This window comes from Nocardia sp. MDA0666 (genome assembly GCF_003023875.1).
GTDB classification, from domain to species: domain Bacteria; phylum Actinomycetota; class Actinomycetes; order Mycobacteriales; family Mycobacteriaceae; genus Nocardia; species Nocardia aobensis.
This window is the reverse complement of record NZ_PYHT01000024.1, coordinates 49,431-65,354: the sequence shown is the minus strand read 5'-3', so window position 1 is coordinate 65,354 and position 15,924 is coordinate 49,431. Positions and strand designations below refer to the sequence as shown.

Here is a 15,924-nt window from a genome sequence, read left to right as displayed (position 1 = left end):
GGCTGTGTGCGAACGATAGTCGTGGCCGCGTTGTCGACGCTGCCGGCGAATGATTCGATGGTCGCATGGCAGATATCGACAGGGTGGTGTCGGCGGAGCGCGAAGTCGCCGCGCCGGCCGGGCCCATCTTCGAATTGATCGCCGATCCGGCGCAGCAGCCGCGATGGGACGGGAACGACAATCTCGACCGGGCGGAGACCGGGCAGCGCGTGCGGAGTGTGGGTGAGGTCTTCGCGATGACACTCACCAACGGGAGCGTGCGCGAGAACCACGTGGTGGAGTTCGAGGAGGGGCGCCGGATCGCCTGGCTGCCCGCGGAATCCGGGCAGCGCCCGCCGGGACATCTGTGGCGCTGGGAACTGGAACCCGTCGACGAGAGCCGGACGCTCGTGCGGCACACCTACGACTGGACCCGGCTGACCGACGAGGTCCGGCTGCCCCGAGCCCGCGCGACGACGTCCGACAAACTGATCGGGTCCATCGACCGGCTGGCCGCGCTGGCATCGGCGGCCGACCGCGCCTGATCACGGCGACGTTCGGTCCGTCCGCACCGCGGCGGGTTACGGTGCGTGCATGGCACGGATCGCAGTGGTCGGCAGCATCAACATGGATCTGGTGACGCGCACGCCGCGGCGGCCGCAGGCCGGGGAGACCGTCCTCGGCACCACGTTCGCCACGGTGCCCGGCGGAAAGGGCGCGAACCAGGCGATCGCCGCCCGGCGCGCGGGCGCGGCGGTCGATTTCGTCGGCGCGATCGGCACCGACGTCTTCGGCGCCGAACTGCGGAAAGTGCTCGAGGACAACCAGGTCGGGACCGCGGGACTGCGCACCGTCGAGGGGGCCAGCGGAACTGCCACCATCGTGGTCGACGAGACCGGCGAGAATACGATCATCGTGGTCGGCGGAGCCAATGCGGAATTCTCGGATCTCACCGACGGGGACCGCGCCCTCATCGCCGAGGCGGATATCACGCTGTGCCAGTTGGAGATTCCGGTCGACACCGTACTCGCCGCCGCCCGCTGCGCCCGCGACCACGGCACTCTCGTACTGCTCAATCCGTCGCCCGCGCGATCACTGCCACCGGAGCTGTGGGAAGCGGTCGACATCGCGGTGGTCAACGAGGGCGAAGCGGCGCAACTGGATGCGGAACTCCGGACTGTTACCCACGTGCTGACCACCCGCGGCGGCGCAGGCGCGAGTTATCGCGGACCCGAGGGCGAGCTCGCCCATCCGGGGGTGCGGGTCGAGGTGGTCGATACGACCGGCGCCGGGGACACGTTCACCGGCGCACTGGCCGCACACTGGCACGAGGGCCCGGCCACCGCTCTGGCCTGGGCGTGCACCGCCGGCGCCCTGGCCACCACCGTCGTGGGCGCCTCTGCGTCCATTCCCACCGCCGGGGCGATCGAGCGGGCACTGGCCGAATAACGCGCGCGGGCGGCAGAGCTGGAGCGAGTCCGAGGCCGGCGCCGGTCCGGCCTGCCCGCGCCGCATATCCGGGTCACGACGTCGCAACCACCGCTGTCCAGGTGCGCAGCCGGTCCACGCTCCGGTACCCGCGTCGGCCTACTTCGCGGTGTGGCGAGCGATGAGTTCCGACATCTGGGCGCCCACCCGTTCCAGCGGCGCCATCGAACGGGTCGCCAGGGACAGGATCACCGCCCCCTCGAGCGCCGCGACCACCGTGGTGGCCAGCGATATCGCGAGATCCGGTGCGACGTCCTCGGTTTCGAGGCGTTCGGCGAGAATGGTCTCCCATTCGGTGAAGGTCGCCCCGGCGGCGTCGGCCGCCTCGGGCGCCTCCGAGCGGCCCAGCGCGGCCGCGACGATCGGACATCCGGCAGTGAAGTCGCTGGTCGCGAGTTTCTCGCGCCAGAGGGCCGGGAAGGCACCGACACACGAGGCCACGTCGGCCCCGGCGGTGATCGTGCGCAGCAGTGTGCTGTAGGCGGCGCCGGCCGCGCGGGTCGCCTCGGCGATCAGTTCCGATTTGCCGCCGGGAAAGTTGAGATACACCGAGCGGCGCGAGATGCCGCTGTGGTCGAGCAGCTGCGCGATACCGGTGCCGGCCACACCGTTGCTGCGCATCAGATCCACGGCGCTGTCGATGAGCCGGTCGCGGGCTCCCATGATGCGACCCCTTTCCTCACGCACCTTGTCCGGTCCAGCCTACCGTTGCCCTAGACCGATCGGTGTACTACTCTGCCGACTATACCGATCGGTATACCTCATTTCCGATCCGCGCCCTGGAGGATAGGCATGACCGGACTGCACGACCCCCTTCCCCTGCCCTGTGGCCAGGTGCTTCCCAACCGGATCATGAAGTCGGCGCTCAGCGAGGGGCTCGGCACCGCGGCGCACGCTCCCGACGAGCGGCTGGTCCGGCTGTATCGCCGCTGGGGAGCGGGCGGCTTCGGCCTGATCGTCACCGGCAACGTGATGATCGATCGCACCCAGCTCGGCGAGCCGGGCAATGTCGTCGTCGACGACGATCGCGATCTCGCGGCGCTGACGCGGTGGGCGAAGGCCGCCAAGGACGGCGGCACCCCGATCTGGATGCAGCTGAATCATCCCGGACGCCAAGCCAATCCGCTGGCCACCCGGCAGCGGCCGGTGGCGCCCTCGGCGATCGCGTCGGGAGTGCCGGGACTGCCCACGCCGCGCGCGCTCACCGAGGCCGACATCCACGACCTGATCCGGCGCTTCGCCGACGCGGCGCGAATCGCGGAATCGGCCGGTTTCGACGGAGTCCAGATCCACGGCGCCCACGGCTACCTGGTGTCGCAGTTCCTGTCGCCGCTGGCCAATCAGCGCACCGACGACTGGGGCGGTGACGCGCCACGCCGGGCGCGCTTCCTGCTCGAGGTGGTCGACGCCATCCGCGCGGCGGTCCAGCCGGGCTTCGCGGTGGCCGTCAAACTGAATTCGGCGGATTTCCAGCGCGGCGGTTTCACCGAGGACGAATCGCGGGCGGTGGTCCGGCAATTGGCCGGGCGACCGCTGGATCTGATCGAAATCAGCGGCGGCAGTTACGAATCCCCGGCGATGATGGGCCGGGCCCGCGAGGCGGCGGCGAGCACCCGGGCACGCGAGGCCTACTTCCTCGAGTACGCGGAGACGGTGCGCCGGCTCGCGGCCGCGGTGCCGATGGCGGTCACCGGCGGCTTCCGCAGCCGGGCGGCGATGGCCGGTGCGGTCGATTCCGGCGCCTGCGATGTGGCCGGACTGGGCCGCCCCACCACGGTGTATCCCACCGCGGCCGCCGATCTGCTCACCGGCGAGTCGGAAGAGCTTCGGCCGCCGTCGATTTCGCTCGGCCTTCGCGGCCGCATCGCCACCAGCGGCACCCTGCGCGCCGTCGACGGCGCCCTGGATCTGCAATGGCATACCGATCAGCTGCATCGCCTCGGCGCCGGGCTCGATCCGGATCCGGCTCGCTCACCGTGGTCGACGGCGCTGACCATGCTGCGCCGCAACGGGTTCGATGCGTTCCGGTCGCGGCGCGGAACGGCCGGTGGCGACCGGAAGTCGGCGAAGTTCCGGATCGAGCGCGCGGTCGGCCGCTACCTGGTCAATCCCGGATTCGCCGCACTGGACCGGATCGGTGTGCGGTCCACCTTCGCGACCGAACTGGAGACCGTGGGCCGCAAATCCGGTCAGCCACGGCGGGTTCCGGTCTCGGTGCTGTTCGACGACGACGGCGCCTGGATCATCTGCCAGCACGGCATGCGGTCGGGCTGGGGCAACAATGTCCGCGCCAATCCCTCGGTGCGATTGCGGCACAACGGAACCTGGCGTGCGGCCACGGCCGAGCTGCGCCCGGACGACGATGTGGTCGCCCGGGCCCGCGCCTTCGCCCCGCATCCGGCGCTCGCACCGCTGACCGCCGCCGGATTCGCCGCCCTGCAGACCGATCCGATCTCCGTGCGGGTCACCTTCACCGACGCGTAGGAACCCCGCGACGGCCGGTTCGCGTCACCACGCGCCGGCCGCCGGACGGTGGTGACGGCCGCTCAGCCGCGCGCCCATTCGTGGCCCCAGTAGCTGTCGGCCGTCATCTCCTCCGCGACATAGTCCTCGCCCACGAGCATTCCCTCGCAACCGAATTCGAGGTCCCAGCCGCCCGGGGTGCGGACGTAGAAGGAGATCATCTTGTCGTTGGTGTGGCGGCCGAGTGTCGAGGACAGGTGGTAGCCCGCCTTGGTCACCCGGTCGAGCGCCCGGCCGACATCGTCGAGCGCGTCGACCTCCACCATCACGTGCACGATGCCCGGACCGTCGCCGCGGCCGCCGGGAATCAGCGCGAGGCTGTGGTGGCGGGGATTGACACCCATGAACCGGATCCAGATCGGATGTTCGGGCGGACCGACCCGGAACGAACCGCGCGAGGCGAAGTCCAGCACCTCGGTGTAGAACTGCCGCGCCGCCTCGATATCGGGCACCGGCAGCACGACGTGGCCGAGCCCCAGATCGCCGGAGACGAAACGGTGTCCGTACTTGCCGACCACCGGGCTGTGGTCGAGCAGGGGGCCGTGGAAGACCTCGATGGTGAATCCGGCGGGATCGGTGAAGCTGATCGCCTCCTCGACGTGTCGTGCGGCGGATTCGGCGAGGGTCAGCTCGGTGACCTCGATCCCGGCCGCGGCGAGGGTTTCGCGCACCAGCGTCAGCGAGCGCCGGTCGGCGACCTGCCAGCCGACGGCGATCACCTCGTCGCGATCGCCCGGAACCAATTCGAGGCGGTAGGTGTGCTCGTCCGTCCGCAGGTAGATCGATTCCGGGTTGGGGCCCGACCCTTCGGCGAATCCGATGGTGTCGAAAGCGAATTCACGCCACGCGGCGACATCGGCGATCTGCGCCCGGACATAACCGAGCGAGCTGACGGCGGCCATTTGCACTCCTTGCAAGGGGTCGGGTGGTTCAGGAATAACTGATCGAAACGTCGTCGGTGACCGGTACCGCCTGGCAGGCCAGCACATAGCCCTCGGCGAGATCCTCCTCTTCGAGGACCTCGTTGCGGCGCATGGACACTTCGCCGGACACCACCCGGCACACGCAGGCGCTGCATGCGCCCTCGCGGCAGGAGTACGGCGCCTCGAGGCCCGCGGCCAGCAAGGTGTCCAGCAGGACCTGGCGTCGCGGCCAGGCCATGCGGTAATTCTCGCCGTCCAGTTCGACCTCGACGTGCGCCGAGTCGGCGTGATCTGCGGGGTCGGCGGGGTCGCTCGCGGGAGCCGCCGCCTCGAACGGATTGCCGGTCAGGGAGACGAACTTCTCCATGTGCACGCGCCGGCGGTCGGCGCCGTGCGCGGCCATGGCCGCGCCGACGGCATCCATGAACGGCCCCGGACCGCAGACGAACGTCTCGCGGTCGGCCCAGTGCCGCACCAGCGCGGACAGTTGCGGCACGCTCGGCAGGCCCTGCACCGATTCCAGCCAGTGCAGCACCTGCAGCCGGTCCGGATGCGCCGCAGCGAGTTCGGCGAGTTCCGCGGCGAAGATCACCGACGATTCGTCGCGATTGGCGTAGACGAGCGTGCAGTGCCCGCCACCCTGCGCCAGCGCCGATTTCAGGATCGACAACACCGGGGTGATGCCGCTACCGCCGGCGAACAGCAACAGATCCGTGTCCAGCGACGCCGGGGTGAACAGTCCGGCGGGCGGCAGCACCTGCAAACTCTCCCCGGCGACGGCGTTGTCGCACAACCAGTTCGACGCGTAACCCTGCGCCGTTCGTTTGACGGTGACCTTCAGCGGTCCGTCCTCGTGCGGTGCGCTCGACAGCGAGTAGCACCGGCTCACCGAACCGGTGCGATCGCTGGGGATGCGCAGGGTGAGGAACTGTCCGGGCCGGTAACCGAACCGCTGCGCGTGTTCGGGCCGCGGAGCCAGCTCCAGCGACACCGCGTCCGCGGTCTCGCGCACCACGCGGACGATCTCGACGACGACCGGATCGGGCGCCGCGTCGCGCGGGCCGGCATGCTCGGGCGCCTCGCCCGGCTCACGCACGTCGAGTTCGATCGCCGTATCCATCGAGCACCACCACATCCGTTTCTCTGCCGTTCATTCAGCTTCCTGCTCCGCCGTCAGGCCACGGTCCGGCCGCGGGTGCGCACATCGACATCACGGGTACTCACGCTCACCTGCCCGGACTCCACCGCCGCGTCGATGCTGTCGCGCAGGGCGGCACAGGTGTGCGCACCCGGCGCCGACAGTTCGGTGCACGCGCGCATCGCCGACCGGCTCCACTGCACGCTCGTATGCTGCGGGCTGAACTTCTCCACCAGCACCCACGTTCCGCAGGATCGGCACGAAACCTCGTCCATCGCGATGACTCTCAGCCCGCCACGGCCTGCTCGGCCCGCTTGGCGAGGTTCTCCGCGACCTCGGCCTCCCAGGCGGTGACCGCGCGGGTGGTGTCGACCTCGAATTCGAAGCGCGCAGTCATCTCGTCGGAGATGTCGGCGACGTCGGTGTAGAACTGCTCGTACCAGCGCCGCAGCTGATAGACCGGCCCGTCCTCCTCGCACAACAGCGGATTGTTGATGCGCGACTTGCGTTTCCAGATCGCCGCATCCTGTTCGAACCCCTTGCCGAGACCGCCGACGAAGGCCGCCGCGATCTGCTCGGCCCGCTCCGGCGACACGCCCTCCGGCTTCTTCGCGATGGCGCCGTACTGCAGGACGAACCGGTTCTCGGTGATCGGATAGTGGCAGTTGATCAGGTAGCCCTCGACCGTGAGTCCGGCACTCTCGCTGCGCAGATAGTCGATCATGTAGGAGGGGCCGTAGTACGACGCCTCCGAATGCAGAGTGTTCTTGCCGCCCAATGCCTTCGCGGTCGCGCCCATCATGTCCTCGCGTGAGATCGAGGTCATGTACTGGCTGGCGATATGACCCTCGAACACGTTCTTGAAGAAGGTCGGGAAGCCGTAGTGCACGTAGAAGAAGTGCGCCATGTCCACGACGTTGTCGACCACCTCGCGGCAGTTGGCCTCGACGATCATCGAGTTCCAGGTCCAGTCGGTCCAGCCGTCGTCGAAGGCGGCGTCGACGCGCGGGATGGTGACGTCGGCCGGCGGCTGCTTGCCCTCGGGATCGTTCCAGACGAACAGCTGCTTGTTCTGCTCGAGCGTCGGCCACGCCTTGGTGCGGGCCAGCGGAGGCACCCGGCGCGCGTACGGAATTCCGGTGCACTTGCCCTTGCCGTTCCACCGCCAGTCGTGGAAGGGGCAGGCCAGCGAATCGCCCTTGACGGTGCCGTCGGCGAGATTGCCGCCCATGTGGGGGCAGTAGGCGTTGAGGACGTTGAGCGTGCCGTCCTCACCGGCGAAGACGACCAGTTCGGTGCCGAAGGCCGCGACGGTGTGCGGCTTGCCGTCGCGGAAGGAGTCCGCCAGGCCCAGGCAGTGCCAGCCGCGGGCGAACCGGGTGGGCGGTGCGCCGGCGTCGATGACCCGCACTTCGCTGTCGCTGTTCATGATTCCTCCGTCTCGATTGCGTTCGGCCTCGATCGCGATCGGCCTCGACTACCCGCCGGCCCAACCCGCCCCGGGTGATGACTCGATGCTCGCCATCGGAAGGGGGGCCCGGCATGCGAAGTCCCACTGGCCGGGAGATCCGCTCCGCCTATCGGCAGCGACGGGACGCCTCGGCGGGTGGGCGGGTACGCACCGCCCGCACGCGCGCAGACGCTCGCGTCAGTGCCCCCCGCAGACGCTCGCGTCAGTGACCGTGCAGACGCTCGAACGAGGAGCGGTAGAACAGCAGCGGCGCCTGGTCGGAGTGTTCGGCCAGCGCGGTGACCCGGGCGATCACGATGGTGTGGTCGCCGCCGTCCACCTCGCGATCCAGCTCGCAGTCGATACTGGCCAGCGCGCCGCTCAGCCGCGGCGACCCGTTTCCGGACAACTCCCAGTCCACACCCGCGAATTTGTCGGTGCCGCGGCGAGCCAGCGCGCGGCAGATCTCGTCCTGGTCGTGGGCCAGGATGTTCACGCAGAATCGCCCCACCTCACGGATGCGGGGCCACGACGTCGAGGTCCGCGCGGGGAAGAAGCAGACCCGGGGCGGGTCGAGCGACAACGACGAGAAGGACTGGCAGCTGAATCCGACCGGCTCGTCGCCGGACAGGGCGGTGATCACCGTGACCCCGGAGCAGAACCTGCTCAGCACGGATTTGAAGGTCGCCTCCGAGATCTCGTCCACCTGTACTACCGGCTCCACGGCCACTCCTTGTTTCGGACAGACATATAGCTGTAAGTCATGACACCAGGTCGAGGGGCGCCCCCGTCAACAGCCAGGTCCGGTGAACGGGAGAGATTTCGGTAGCACTTACGTAGTTCCACCGATTCGCGATCGGTGTGGTGGCAGCCACTGTGATAGGTGACACAAATGCCGAAACCGAACATGCCTAGTCGAAATACTTCTAGACTGCATATGAGCCAACGGAGGTACATATGACCGTCACCGTGCTGCCCTCCGCGGAACGCACCACCACGGCCGCGCATCACGCGACGACGGGCGCCAGGGCTCATCGAGCCGGCGCGCCGATTCCGGTGTCGATGATCGAGCGGATGACGCTGATCCTGGACGCCTTCGACGCGAACACCCCGACGCTGACACTGCTGGAACTGGTTGAGCGAACCGGACTTCCGCGCTCGACGGTCCACCGCATCCTGGATCAGATGATCCGGCTGCGCTGGCTGGCACATTCCGCCGGCGGCTACCGCCTCGGCATGCGCACCCTGGAACTGGGCGGCTTGACCGCGGACCACAACGAGATTCGCGACGCGGTGAGTCCGCTGCTGCACGAGTTGTCGCAGCGGACGGGCATGGTGGGCCACCTGGCGGTGCTCGACGGTCGCGAGGTCGTCTATCTGGACAAGGCCGGCGGCCGCTTCGGCGCGGCGCTGCCGACCCGCCTCGGGGGCCGGATGCCCGCGCACGCAACGGCTTTGGGCAAGGCTATGCTGGCGGCGCTGGAACCCACCATCGCCGAGGCCGCCTTCCGCGGCCGGCTGCCCCGCCTCACTCCGCGCACCCTGGCCGAACCCGATGCGCTGCATCGCGAACTCGGGCAGATCCGGTTGCGCCAAGGCGTGGCGATCGACCGCGAGGAGGCCATGGTCGGCATCGCCTGCGTGGCCGCGCCGCTGCGTGGCCGCGGCGCCCCGCCGGCCGCGCTCTCGCTGTCGGGACGTGCCGAGGCGATGAGTTACGACCGGCTGGCCCGGGTCGTTCTCGAGGTCGTACACGAGGCCGGGCGGGCACTGTTTCCGCACCGCACCCGCTGGCGCTGATTTCGGATCCGCATATGACTGGGCGGTATAGTTCGGCGATGACATCTGGCACCGATCTGCCGACCACCTCGTGGGCCGTGCTCGGGATGCTTTCACATGCGGACGAGTTGTCCGGATACGACCTGAAGAAGTGGGCGGACTGGAGTTTGCAGTTCTTCTACTGGAGCCCGTCGTTCAGCCAGATCTACGCCGAACTCAAACGCCTCGAGAAGCACGGGTACGTCACCTCGCGCACCGTGACCTCCGAGGACGGCGTGCGCGGCAAGCGGATGTACGCGATCACCACCAGCGGCCGGGATGCCGTGGCGCACTGGGTCAATCACTCACCGGTCGAAGCGCCGGTGCTGAAACACAGTGTGCTGCTGCGAGCGTGGCTCGGACATCTGGCCGAGCCGGAGCGGTTGCGCGAAATCCTCACCGCGCATATCGATTACGCGGAGAAGATGCGCCGCCGCGCCGCCGCCGACGCCGAGGGGTCCGACGCCAACCCGGATTGGGCCTTCCCCAGCGCGGTGTTGCGCTGGTGCATCCGGCACTACGAGGCGGAGCGCCAACTGGCCGAGGATCTGCTCGACGACCTGGAGGCGTTGAACAAGCGCGGACGGCTGCCCCGCAATCGCGAGGCGCCGCTCGCACCACCGAAATCGAAGGCTCGGCCGCGATAGCGCACAGGACCGGGGCACCCGGTCCGCACCGGATCCGTCGCTACACGCGCCGGATCCGGGCCAGCCAGGCGGCGGTATCCACGGTCCCGTCCTCGGCCACGTTCAGCCCGGCGACCTGATCGGCGACCACCGGGGTGACCCGGCCGCGATAGGACGCAGGTCGCAGATCCTCCAATTCCCAACCCGCATCGAATGATTCACGCAGCAGCCGATCGCTGATGCGCGGCCCGAAACCCGGATCGGCATCGGAGAGTGCCAGCACATGCACCAGACCACCCGGAGCACACAGGGTGTGCAGCGACCGGACGTAGTCGGCGCGGGTGCCGGGATCCTCGCGGAAGATGTGGAACAGGGCGCTGTCGACGATCGTGTCGAAGACGCCGAGTTCGGCGGCCGCCGCGGGATCGGCGCCGAGCCGGACCGCATCTGCCACCCGGAAGCGCGCCGCGGGCACGCCCTTCGCGGCCGCGTTGCGCCGCGCGTATTCGACGGCGCTGGGCGACAGGTCGATACCCAGCACGTCGTAGCCGAGGGCGGTGAGGGCGATGGTGTGCTCCCCCGCACCCGTTCCGACGTCGAGCACCCGCCCTCGGATCAACCCCTTGCGCTCCACTTCCACGATCGCCGGCTGCGGCTCACCGATCACCCAGGGAGCGGTGTCGTCGTCGTAGACGGTGTTCCAGAACTCTGCGGCCTGTGTCATGACCCCAGCGTGCACCCTCAACCGCACTCGAGGTCAACGCCGGCAGCGGGTCCCCGGAATTCGTCGTCCCCAGAATCTCACTGAGCGGAACCCTTCCTAGCGAGGAGCGTTTCGGAATATTTCTATTAGGCATACAGGAGGTGCACGATGACCGGTGAACTCGATTCCATCCAGAACGCACTCGACGCCCTGGCCGCGGGCCGGCCCGTCGTGGTGGTCGACGACGAGGATCGGGAGAACGAAGGCGATCTCGTCCTGGCCGCGGAATTCGCGACCGCGCAGACCATCGGATTCCTGATCCGCCACACCAGCGGCGTGCTGTGCGTGCCGATGCCCGGCGCCGACCTCGACCGGCTCTCGCTGCCCCCGATGACGGCGGTCAACGAGGACCCCAAGGGCACCGCCTACACCGTATCGGTCGACGCGGCCGCCGGCGTCAGCACCGGTATCTCAGCGGCCGACCGCGCCCACACCATGCGACTGCTGGCCGATCCGCGCACCACCCCGGCCGACCTCACCCGGCCCGGGCACGTCTTCCCGCTGCGGGCGCATCCGCGCGGCGTGCTGGGCCGGGCCGGGCACACCGAGGCGACCGTCGACCTGCTGCGCGCGGCCGGATTGCGGCCGGCGGGAGTGATCGCGGAGGTCGTCGACGACGACGGGTCGATGGCACGGTTGCCGCAGCTGCTGGTCTTCGCACGCGAGCACGGGCTGCCGATCATCTCCATCGCCGACCTCATCGAGTATCGAAAGCACAGCGAGCACACCGTCACCCGGCTCGCGCAGACCCGGCTGCCCACGTGCTACGGCGATTTCCAGGTCTTCGGCTACCGCGACGACGACTCCGGCGCGCAACCGGTCGAGCATCTCGCCCTGGTCTTCGGCGATCCCTCCGGAACCGACGTCCTGGCCCGGCTGCATTCGGAATGCCTGACCGGCGACGCGTTCGGCTCGCTGCGCTGCGACTGCGGTGAACAGCTGGATGCCGCGCTGCGGGCGGTGGCCGCCGAGGGCCGCGGTGTCGTCGTCTACCTGCGAGGCCAGGAGGGACGCGGCATCGGCCTGCTCAACAAGTTGCGTGCCTACGAACTGCAGGACGCGGGCGCGGACACTGTGGACGCGAATCTGCGTCTCGGGCTGCCGATCGATGCCCGCCGCTACGGCGCGGGCGCTCAGATCCTGAGCGATCTGGGTGTGGAATCGGTGCGGTTGCTCAGCAACAATCCGGATAAGCAGGCGGGCCTGCAGGCGCACGGCATCGCGGTCACGCGCCGGATTCCGCTGCAGACCGACCCGACCGAGCACAACGTCCGCTACCTGCGGACCAAGCGGGAACGGATGCGTCACCAACTGGCCGGACTCGACGTCGCCTCCGCTGCGGCGAACTGACAATCTTTGTGCTGCAACGGAATCAACGAGGTTCAGAGCCGATGCTCGGCCAGCCAGCGCCGGGCCCGCGTCGGCGAGGCCCGCGAGAGCCAGGCGTCCTGGACGACCTCGCGTAGTTCGTCGAGATCGAGTTCACCGATGTGGGCCCCACGCAGCAGTACCGATGGATGCCCGTCGAAATGAGTGGTGGTGAAGAACGGCGAATCCGGATCCTGGACGAGCGCACGCTTGTCCGATTCCGACGGCACCCAGAAGACGATCACATCGGGATACCGTTCGCCGGTGTCCGGATCGACGGCGTCCGGGCGCGGGGTGCGGAAGAAGATGAACGACTTGGCCCCGACCTGGTAGACCGGATTGCCGCTCGATCCCCGCACCACCGTGACGTGCGGCATCGCGAGGGCGAGCTCTTCCACGTCCTCGATCCGCGCCCGGCGTGCCACGCTCGCTCAGTCCGCCAGCTGGGTGAGCAGCTTGCGGGTGCGCTCGGCGGCCTGCCCGCCCACGAACGGGGCGGCCACGAATTCCGTGGCGCCGGCGGCGAACACCTTCTCGATGCGGGCGGCGACCTGCTCCTCGGTGCCGATGATCGCCAAATCGGCCGGCCCCTCCGCGCCCTCGCGATCCATCATGGCCCGATAGGAAGGCAGCGAACCGTAGGCGGCGAAGACGGTGGCGGCCCGCTCCCGGCCGCGCTCCACATCGTCGGTGACCAGCACCGGCAGCGAGCAGACCACCCGCGGCGCGGGCCGGCCGGCCTCGGCGGCCGCCGTGGTGATGGTGGGTGCGACGTGGTCGGCGATGGTCGCGGGACCGGTCATCCACAGCACGGTGCCGTCGGTGCGCCGCGCCGCCAGTTTCAGCATCTGGGTTCCCATGGCGGCCACGAGCACCGGGATCCGGCCGGTCTCTCCCGCGGTCAGGCCGAGATTCGCGCTCAGGGTCTCGCCCTGATACGACACCGGCTGCCCGTCGAGCAGCGGGCCGAGAATCGACAGGTACTCCTTCATGTGCCGGGCCGGGCGGCCGAAGTCGTAGCCGAACATGTTCTCGATGACGATCTGGTGCGACAGTCCGATCCCGAGGGTGAGCCGGCCGCGGCCGACGGCGAGCGCGGTGGTGGCCGCCTGCTGAGCCAGAGCGCCTGGGTGTCGCGGATAGGTCGGCACCACGGCCGTGCCGAGCTCGATGTTCGCCACCTTGCTGCCGGCGACGGCGAGCGCGGTCAGCGCGTCGAGACCGAAGATGTGCGACAGCCACGCCGATTCGAAACCCTCGCCGGCCACCTGCTGCAGTTCGTCGGTCAGGCGCACCAGCGCATCCGGTCCGGTCTGTTCGCTGAGCATGATGCCGATCCGCACGGGAAGCCTCCTGGGGACGAGGGGTCTGTGGGTACGCGGCCCCGAGGGACCGCGGCGCGAGTCTCGGTTCGCGGTCTCAGCCTATTCCCGTTCTCACCGTCCGCGGGCACGCGGGACCGACATCGCCGATGTGGTCCGAACGCGTTTCGATCACGATAGGGTTGGCGATCATGGCGCGGCGTGTCACCGGGAATCTTCCCGCCGAGGTCACCAGTTTCGTCGGCCGCCGCGACGAACTGGCCACCGCGAAACGGCTGCTGCCCGCAACCCGGGTGCTGACTCTGCTCGGTCCGGGCGGCGTGGGTAAGACGCGGCTGTCTCGGCAGGTCGGCGCCGCGATGGCGCGCGCCTTCCCGGACGGGGTGTGGCTGGTCGAACTGGCCGATGTGCACGATCCCGATCTGGTCACCCTCAGCGTCGCCGAGGCGTTGAATCTGCGCGACGACACCACCGCGCCGCTCGACCGGCTCACCGAATTCCTCGCCAGCAAACGGCTCCTGCTGATCCTGGACAACTGCGAACATCTCATCGACGCGTGCGCGGCGCTGGTCGCCCATCTCGTCGCCGCCACCCCGGAGGTGCGGGTGCTGGCGACCAGCCGCGAGGTGCTGGGCATACCCGGTGAGCAGGTGATGCCGATCCCACCGCTTCCGGTCGCCGAACACGACAGCGACGCGCTGCTGCTGCTGGTGGAGCGGGCGACCGCCGCGAATCCGGATTTCACCTTCACCCCCGCCAACCGCGACACCCTCGCCGCGATCTGCCAGCGCCTCGACGGCATTCCGCTGGCGCTGGAACTGGCGGCGTTGCGGTTCCGGGTGTTCACCCCCGAGCAGATCCGCGACCGGCTCGACGACACCATGGACCTGCTCAGCGCCGGACCGCGCACCGCACCGCAGCGTCAGCAGACCATCGAGGGCGCGATCCGCTGGAGTTACGAACTGTGCACCCCCGCGGAACAGCGGCTGTGGCAACAGCTGTCGGTCTTCGCCGGGGGTTTCGACATCGAGGCCGCCGAGGCGGTGTGCCGGCTGCCACCGGGGCCGCAGGGATTGCTCGACGCGCTGACCGGCCTGGTCGACAAGTCGGTGCTGCGGTTGCGCTACGACGCGGTGGCGCCGCGCTATTCGATGCTGGAGCCCATCCGGCAATTCGGCCACGACCGCCTCGTCGAACACGGTGACGAACGCCGGGTGCGGGCCCGCCACCGCGACCACTACCGTGGGCTCGCCCTGCGCGGACAGACCGCGTACTGGAGTTCCGACGATCTCGCGTGGTTCCGTGAATTGGCGCGCGAACACGCCAATCTGCGCTCGGCACTGCAGTTCTCGATGCTCGACGCACCGCAGCTGGCGATGGAGACCGCGACCGTGCTGCGGCCGTTCTGGGAGCATTACCGGTTCCTGTCCGAGGGATATCGGTGGCTGACCGACGCCCTGGCCCGGAATCCGGAACCGAGCTGGGAGCGAGCGCGGGCGCTGTCGTCGGCGGCCTCGCTGGCGGCGCTGCTGTCGGATCGGGAGTCGGCGGCGCGGCTGGCGAGCGAATGCGTCACCGTGGCTACCGATCTGGGTGCCACCGACATCCTCGCCGAGGCGGAACTGGATGCGGCACTGATCGATTTCACCGACGCAGATACCGCCGGTGCGCTACGCCGCTCCGAGGAGGCGATCCGGCTGGCGCGCGCCGACGAGCATCATGCCACCGAAATGGACAGTCTCGCTTTCGGTTTCATGTGCGCGACCCTGCTGGAGAACCCGCGCGCCACCGAGATGGCCGGGGAATTCTATGCGCTCACGCAGCGCTACGGGCCGCATCTGCTGGGTGGGCTGGCGCTGTGGACGCTCGGTATCGATCAGTGGCGGCTGGGTGATCAGGACGCCGCCGACGACTACCTCGGACGCGCGATCGAGGAGTTCGCGCTGTTCGACCGATGTGTGTGGCTGGCGTCGGGATTCGACGGTATGGCGTGGTCGGCCGCCGCCCGCGGTGATATGGAGCGGTCGGCCCGGCTGATGGGTGCGGCCGAGACGCTGCAGCGCAGTACGGTGCGGCTGGCCCATACGATCACCAGCGCGGTGGGTGAAAAGGTCCGCGACGAGGTCCGCAACGCTCTGGGCGACAGCGGTTTCCGCACCGCCTACGACACCGGTGCGGCGATGACGCTCCCCGCGGCGATCGATTTCGCGCTGGGCCGCGGGCCCGCCCCCGAGGAATCACCGGCCCCGCCCGCGCGGCCCACGCCGGTCGACACCGCAGCGCTGTCGCTGCTCACCCGCCGGGAGAAGGATGTGGCCCGGCTGGTCGCCGCCGGGCACAGCAACAAACGCATCGCGGCCGATCTGGTGATCTCGGTGCGCACGGCCGAGACCCATGTCGAGCACATCCTGACCAAACTCGGCTTCACCTCGCGTACCCAGATCGCGGGATGGGCCCGCGATCACGGACTGTAACCGGCACGCCCCGGAAACGACGGTGGCCGCCGCACCCTCGTGAGATGCGGCG

Annotated in this window: 16 protein-coding genes; 7 read left to right on the top strand and 9 right to left on the bottom strand. The window is 69.2% G+C overall.

Features of this window, described 5'->3' with window-relative positions; translation table 11 throughout:
• Positions 1 to 65: 65 nt before the first annotated feature.
• Positions 66 to 524 carry an SRPBCC family protein gene (locus C8258_RS26440; RefSeq protein ID WP_106957482.1) on the top strand — a complete coding sequence of 153 codons (459 nt, stop codon included), beginning with the start codon at positions 66 to 68 and terminating at the stop codon, positions 522 to 524.
• A gap of 49 nt (positions 525 to 573) precedes the next feature.
• The gene (locus C8258_RS26435) at positions 574 to 1,428 is read left to right on the top strand and encodes a ribokinase (protein ID WP_106957481.1); all 855 of its coding nucleotides are present in this window, start codon (positions 574 to 576) and stop codon (positions 1,426 to 1,428) included.
• A 138-nt stretch (positions 1,429 to 1,566) separates the two neighbouring features.
• On the opposite strand, the gene C8258_RS26430 is transcribed toward C8258_RS26435, so the two are convergent.
• Positions 1,567 to 2,130 carry a TetR/AcrR family transcriptional regulator gene (locus C8258_RS26430; RefSeq protein WP_106957480.1) on the bottom strand — a complete coding sequence of 188 codons (564 nt, stop codon included), beginning with the start codon at positions 2,128 to 2,130 and terminating at the stop codon, positions 1,567 to 1,569.
• 129 nt (positions 2,131 to 2,259) lie between these two features.
• Between C8258_RS26430 and C8258_RS26425 the strand changes: the two genes are divergently transcribed.
• Complete coding sequence (locus tag C8258_RS26425; RefSeq protein WP_106957479.1) at positions 2,260 to 3,951, top strand: nitroreductase family deazaflavin-dependent oxidoreductase; 1,692 nt, start codon at positions 2,260 to 2,262, stop codon at positions 3,949 to 3,951.
• Between the two features lie 62 nt (positions 3,952 to 4,013).
• Here the strand turns inward: C8258_RS26425 and C8258_RS26420 are convergent, their stop codons facing one another.
• From C8258_RS26420 to C8258_RS26400, 5 genes are all read right to left on the bottom strand, one after another.
• Positions 4,014 to 4,892: a VOC family protein gene (locus C8258_RS26420; RefSeq protein WP_106957478.1), complete on the bottom strand. Its 879-nt coding sequence runs from the start codon at positions 4,890 to 4,892 to the stop codon at positions 4,014 to 4,016.
• Between the two features lie 28 nt (positions 4,893 to 4,920).
• Complete coding sequence (locus C8258_RS26415; protein ID WP_106957477.1) at positions 4,921 to 6,033, bottom strand: ferredoxin--NADP reductase; 1,113 nt, start codon at positions 6,031 to 6,033, stop codon at positions 4,921 to 4,923.
• Positions 6,034 to 6,086: 53 nt separating this feature from the next.
• The gene (locus C8258_RS26410) at positions 6,087 to 6,326 is read right to left on the bottom strand and encodes a hypothetical protein (protein ID WP_106957476.1); all 240 of its coding nucleotides are present in this window, start codon (positions 6,324 to 6,326) and stop codon (positions 6,087 to 6,089) included.
• An 11-nt stretch (positions 6,327 to 6,337) separates the two neighbouring features.
• Entirely contained in the window at positions 6,338 to 7,480 is a 1,143-nt protein-coding gene (locus tag C8258_RS26405; RefSeq protein WP_106957475.1) for a Rieske 2Fe-2S domain-containing protein, read from the bottom strand.
• A 244-nt stretch (positions 7,481 to 7,724) separates the two neighbouring features.
• Positions 7,725 to 8,225 (bottom strand): flavin reductase family protein, encoded by a 501-nt coding sequence (locus tag C8258_RS26400; RefSeq protein WP_106957506.1) that lies wholly within the window; start codon positions 8,223 to 8,225, stop codon positions 7,725 to 7,727.
• A 233-nt stretch (positions 8,226 to 8,458) separates the two neighbouring features.
• On the opposite strand from C8258_RS26400, the gene C8258_RS26395 reads away from it, so the two are divergent.
• Complete coding sequence (locus C8258_RS26395) at positions 8,459 to 9,301, top strand: IclR family transcriptional regulator (protein WP_036501211.1); 843 nt, start codon at positions 8,459 to 8,461, stop codon at positions 9,299 to 9,301.
• A 38-nt stretch (positions 9,302 to 9,339) separates the two neighbouring features.
• Positions 9,340 to 9,966 (top strand): PadR family transcriptional regulator, encoded by a 627-nt coding sequence (locus tag C8258_RS26390; RefSeq protein ID WP_063013625.1) that lies wholly within the window; start codon positions 9,340 to 9,342, stop codon positions 9,964 to 9,966.
• Positions 9,967 to 10,006: 40 nt separating this feature from the next.
• Here C8258_RS26390 and C8258_RS26385 read toward each other — a convergent pair whose 3' ends face one another.
• Positions 10,007 to 10,669 carry a class I SAM-dependent methyltransferase gene (locus C8258_RS26385; protein ID WP_106957473.1) on the bottom strand — a complete coding sequence of 221 codons (663 nt, stop codon included), beginning with the start codon at positions 10,667 to 10,669 and terminating at the stop codon, positions 10,007 to 10,009.
• Between the two features lie 147 nt (positions 10,670 to 10,816).
• Between C8258_RS26385 and C8258_RS26380 the strand changes: the two genes are divergently transcribed.
• Positions 10,817 to 12,058, top strand: a complete 1,242-nt coding sequence (locus C8258_RS26380; RefSeq protein WP_106957472.1) for a bifunctional 3,4-dihydroxy-2-butanone-4-phosphate synthase/GTP cyclohydrolase II — start codon at positions 10,817 to 10,819, stop codon at positions 12,056 to 12,058.
• A gap of 32 nt (positions 12,059 to 12,090) precedes the next feature.
• Here C8258_RS26380 and C8258_RS26375 read toward each other — a convergent pair whose 3' ends face one another.
• Both C8258_RS26375 and C8258_RS26370 read right to left on the bottom strand, forming a co-directional pair.
• The gene (locus tag C8258_RS26375; RefSeq protein ID WP_106957505.1) at positions 12,091 to 12,453 is read right to left on the bottom strand and encodes an MmcQ/YjbR family DNA-binding protein; all 363 of its coding nucleotides are present in this window, start codon (positions 12,451 to 12,453) and stop codon (positions 12,091 to 12,093) included.
• Between the two features lie 54 nt (positions 12,454 to 12,507).
• Positions 12,508 to 13,419 (bottom strand): LLM class F420-dependent oxidoreductase, encoded by a 912-nt coding sequence (locus C8258_RS26370; protein ID WP_106957471.1) that lies wholly within the window; start codon positions 13,417 to 13,419, stop codon positions 12,508 to 12,510.
• A 170-nt stretch (positions 13,420 to 13,589) separates the two neighbouring features.
• Between C8258_RS26370 and C8258_RS26365 the strand changes: the two genes are divergently transcribed.
• Complete coding sequence (locus tag C8258_RS26365) at positions 13,590 to 15,872, top strand: LuxR C-terminal-related transcriptional regulator (protein ID WP_106957470.1); 2,283 nt, start codon at positions 13,590 to 13,592, stop codon at positions 15,870 to 15,872.
• Positions 15,873 to 15,924: the final 52 nt, after the last annotated feature.

Excerpts from the sequence above, each read along its gene's own strand:
- C8258_RS26440 (WP_106957482.1), top strand. The coding sequence starts at position 66 with ATGGCAGATATCGACAGGGTGGTGTCGGCGGAGCGCGAAGTCGCCGCG.
- C8258_RS26435 (WP_106957481.1), top strand. The coding sequence starts at position 574 with ATGGCACGGATCGCAGTGGTCGGCAGCATCAACATGGATCTGGTGACG.
- C8258_RS26430 (WP_106957480.1), bottom strand. The coding sequence starts at position 2,130 with ATGGGAGCCCGCGACCGGCTCATCGACAGCGCCGTGGATCTGATGCGC.
- C8258_RS26425 (WP_106957479.1), top strand. The coding sequence starts at position 2,260 with ATGACCGGACTGCACGACCCCCTTCCCCTGCCCTGTGGCCAGGTGCTT.
- C8258_RS26420 (WP_106957478.1), bottom strand. The coding sequence starts at position 4,892 with ATGGCCGCCGTCAGCTCGCTCGGTTATGTCCGGGCGCAGATCGCCGAT.
- C8258_RS26415 (WP_106957477.1), bottom strand. The coding sequence starts at position 6,033 with ATGGATACGGCGATCGAACTCGACGTGCGTGAGCCGGGCGAGGCGCCC.
- C8258_RS26410 (WP_106957476.1), bottom strand. The coding sequence starts at position 6,326 with ATGGACGAGGTTTCGTGCCGATCCTGCGGAACGTGGGTGCTGGTGGAG.
- C8258_RS26405 (WP_106957475.1), bottom strand. The coding sequence starts at position 7,480 with ATGAACAGCGACAGCGAAGTGCGGGTCATCGACGCCGGCGCACCGCCC.
- C8258_RS26395 (WP_036501211.1), top strand. The coding sequence starts at position 8,459 with ATGACCGTCACCGTGCTGCCCTCCGCGGAACGCACCACCACGGCCGCG.
- C8258_RS26390 (WP_063013625.1), top strand. The coding sequence starts at position 9,340 with ATGACATCTGGCACCGATCTGCCGACCACCTCGTGGGCCGTGCTCGGG.
- C8258_RS26385 (WP_106957473.1), bottom strand. The coding sequence starts at position 10,669 with ATGACACAGGCCGCAGAGTTCTGGAACACCGTCTACGACGACGACACC.
- C8258_RS26380 (WP_106957472.1), top strand. The coding sequence starts at position 10,817 with ATGACCGGTGAACTCGATTCCATCCAGAACGCACTCGACGCCCTGGCC.
- C8258_RS26375 (WP_106957505.1), bottom strand. The coding sequence starts at position 12,453 with ATGCCGCACGTCACGGTGGTGCGGGGATCGAGCGGCAATCCGGTCTAC.
- C8258_RS26365 (WP_106957470.1), top strand. The coding sequence starts at position 13,590 with ATGGCGCGGCGTGTCACCGGGAATCTTCCCGCCGAGGTCACCAGTTTC.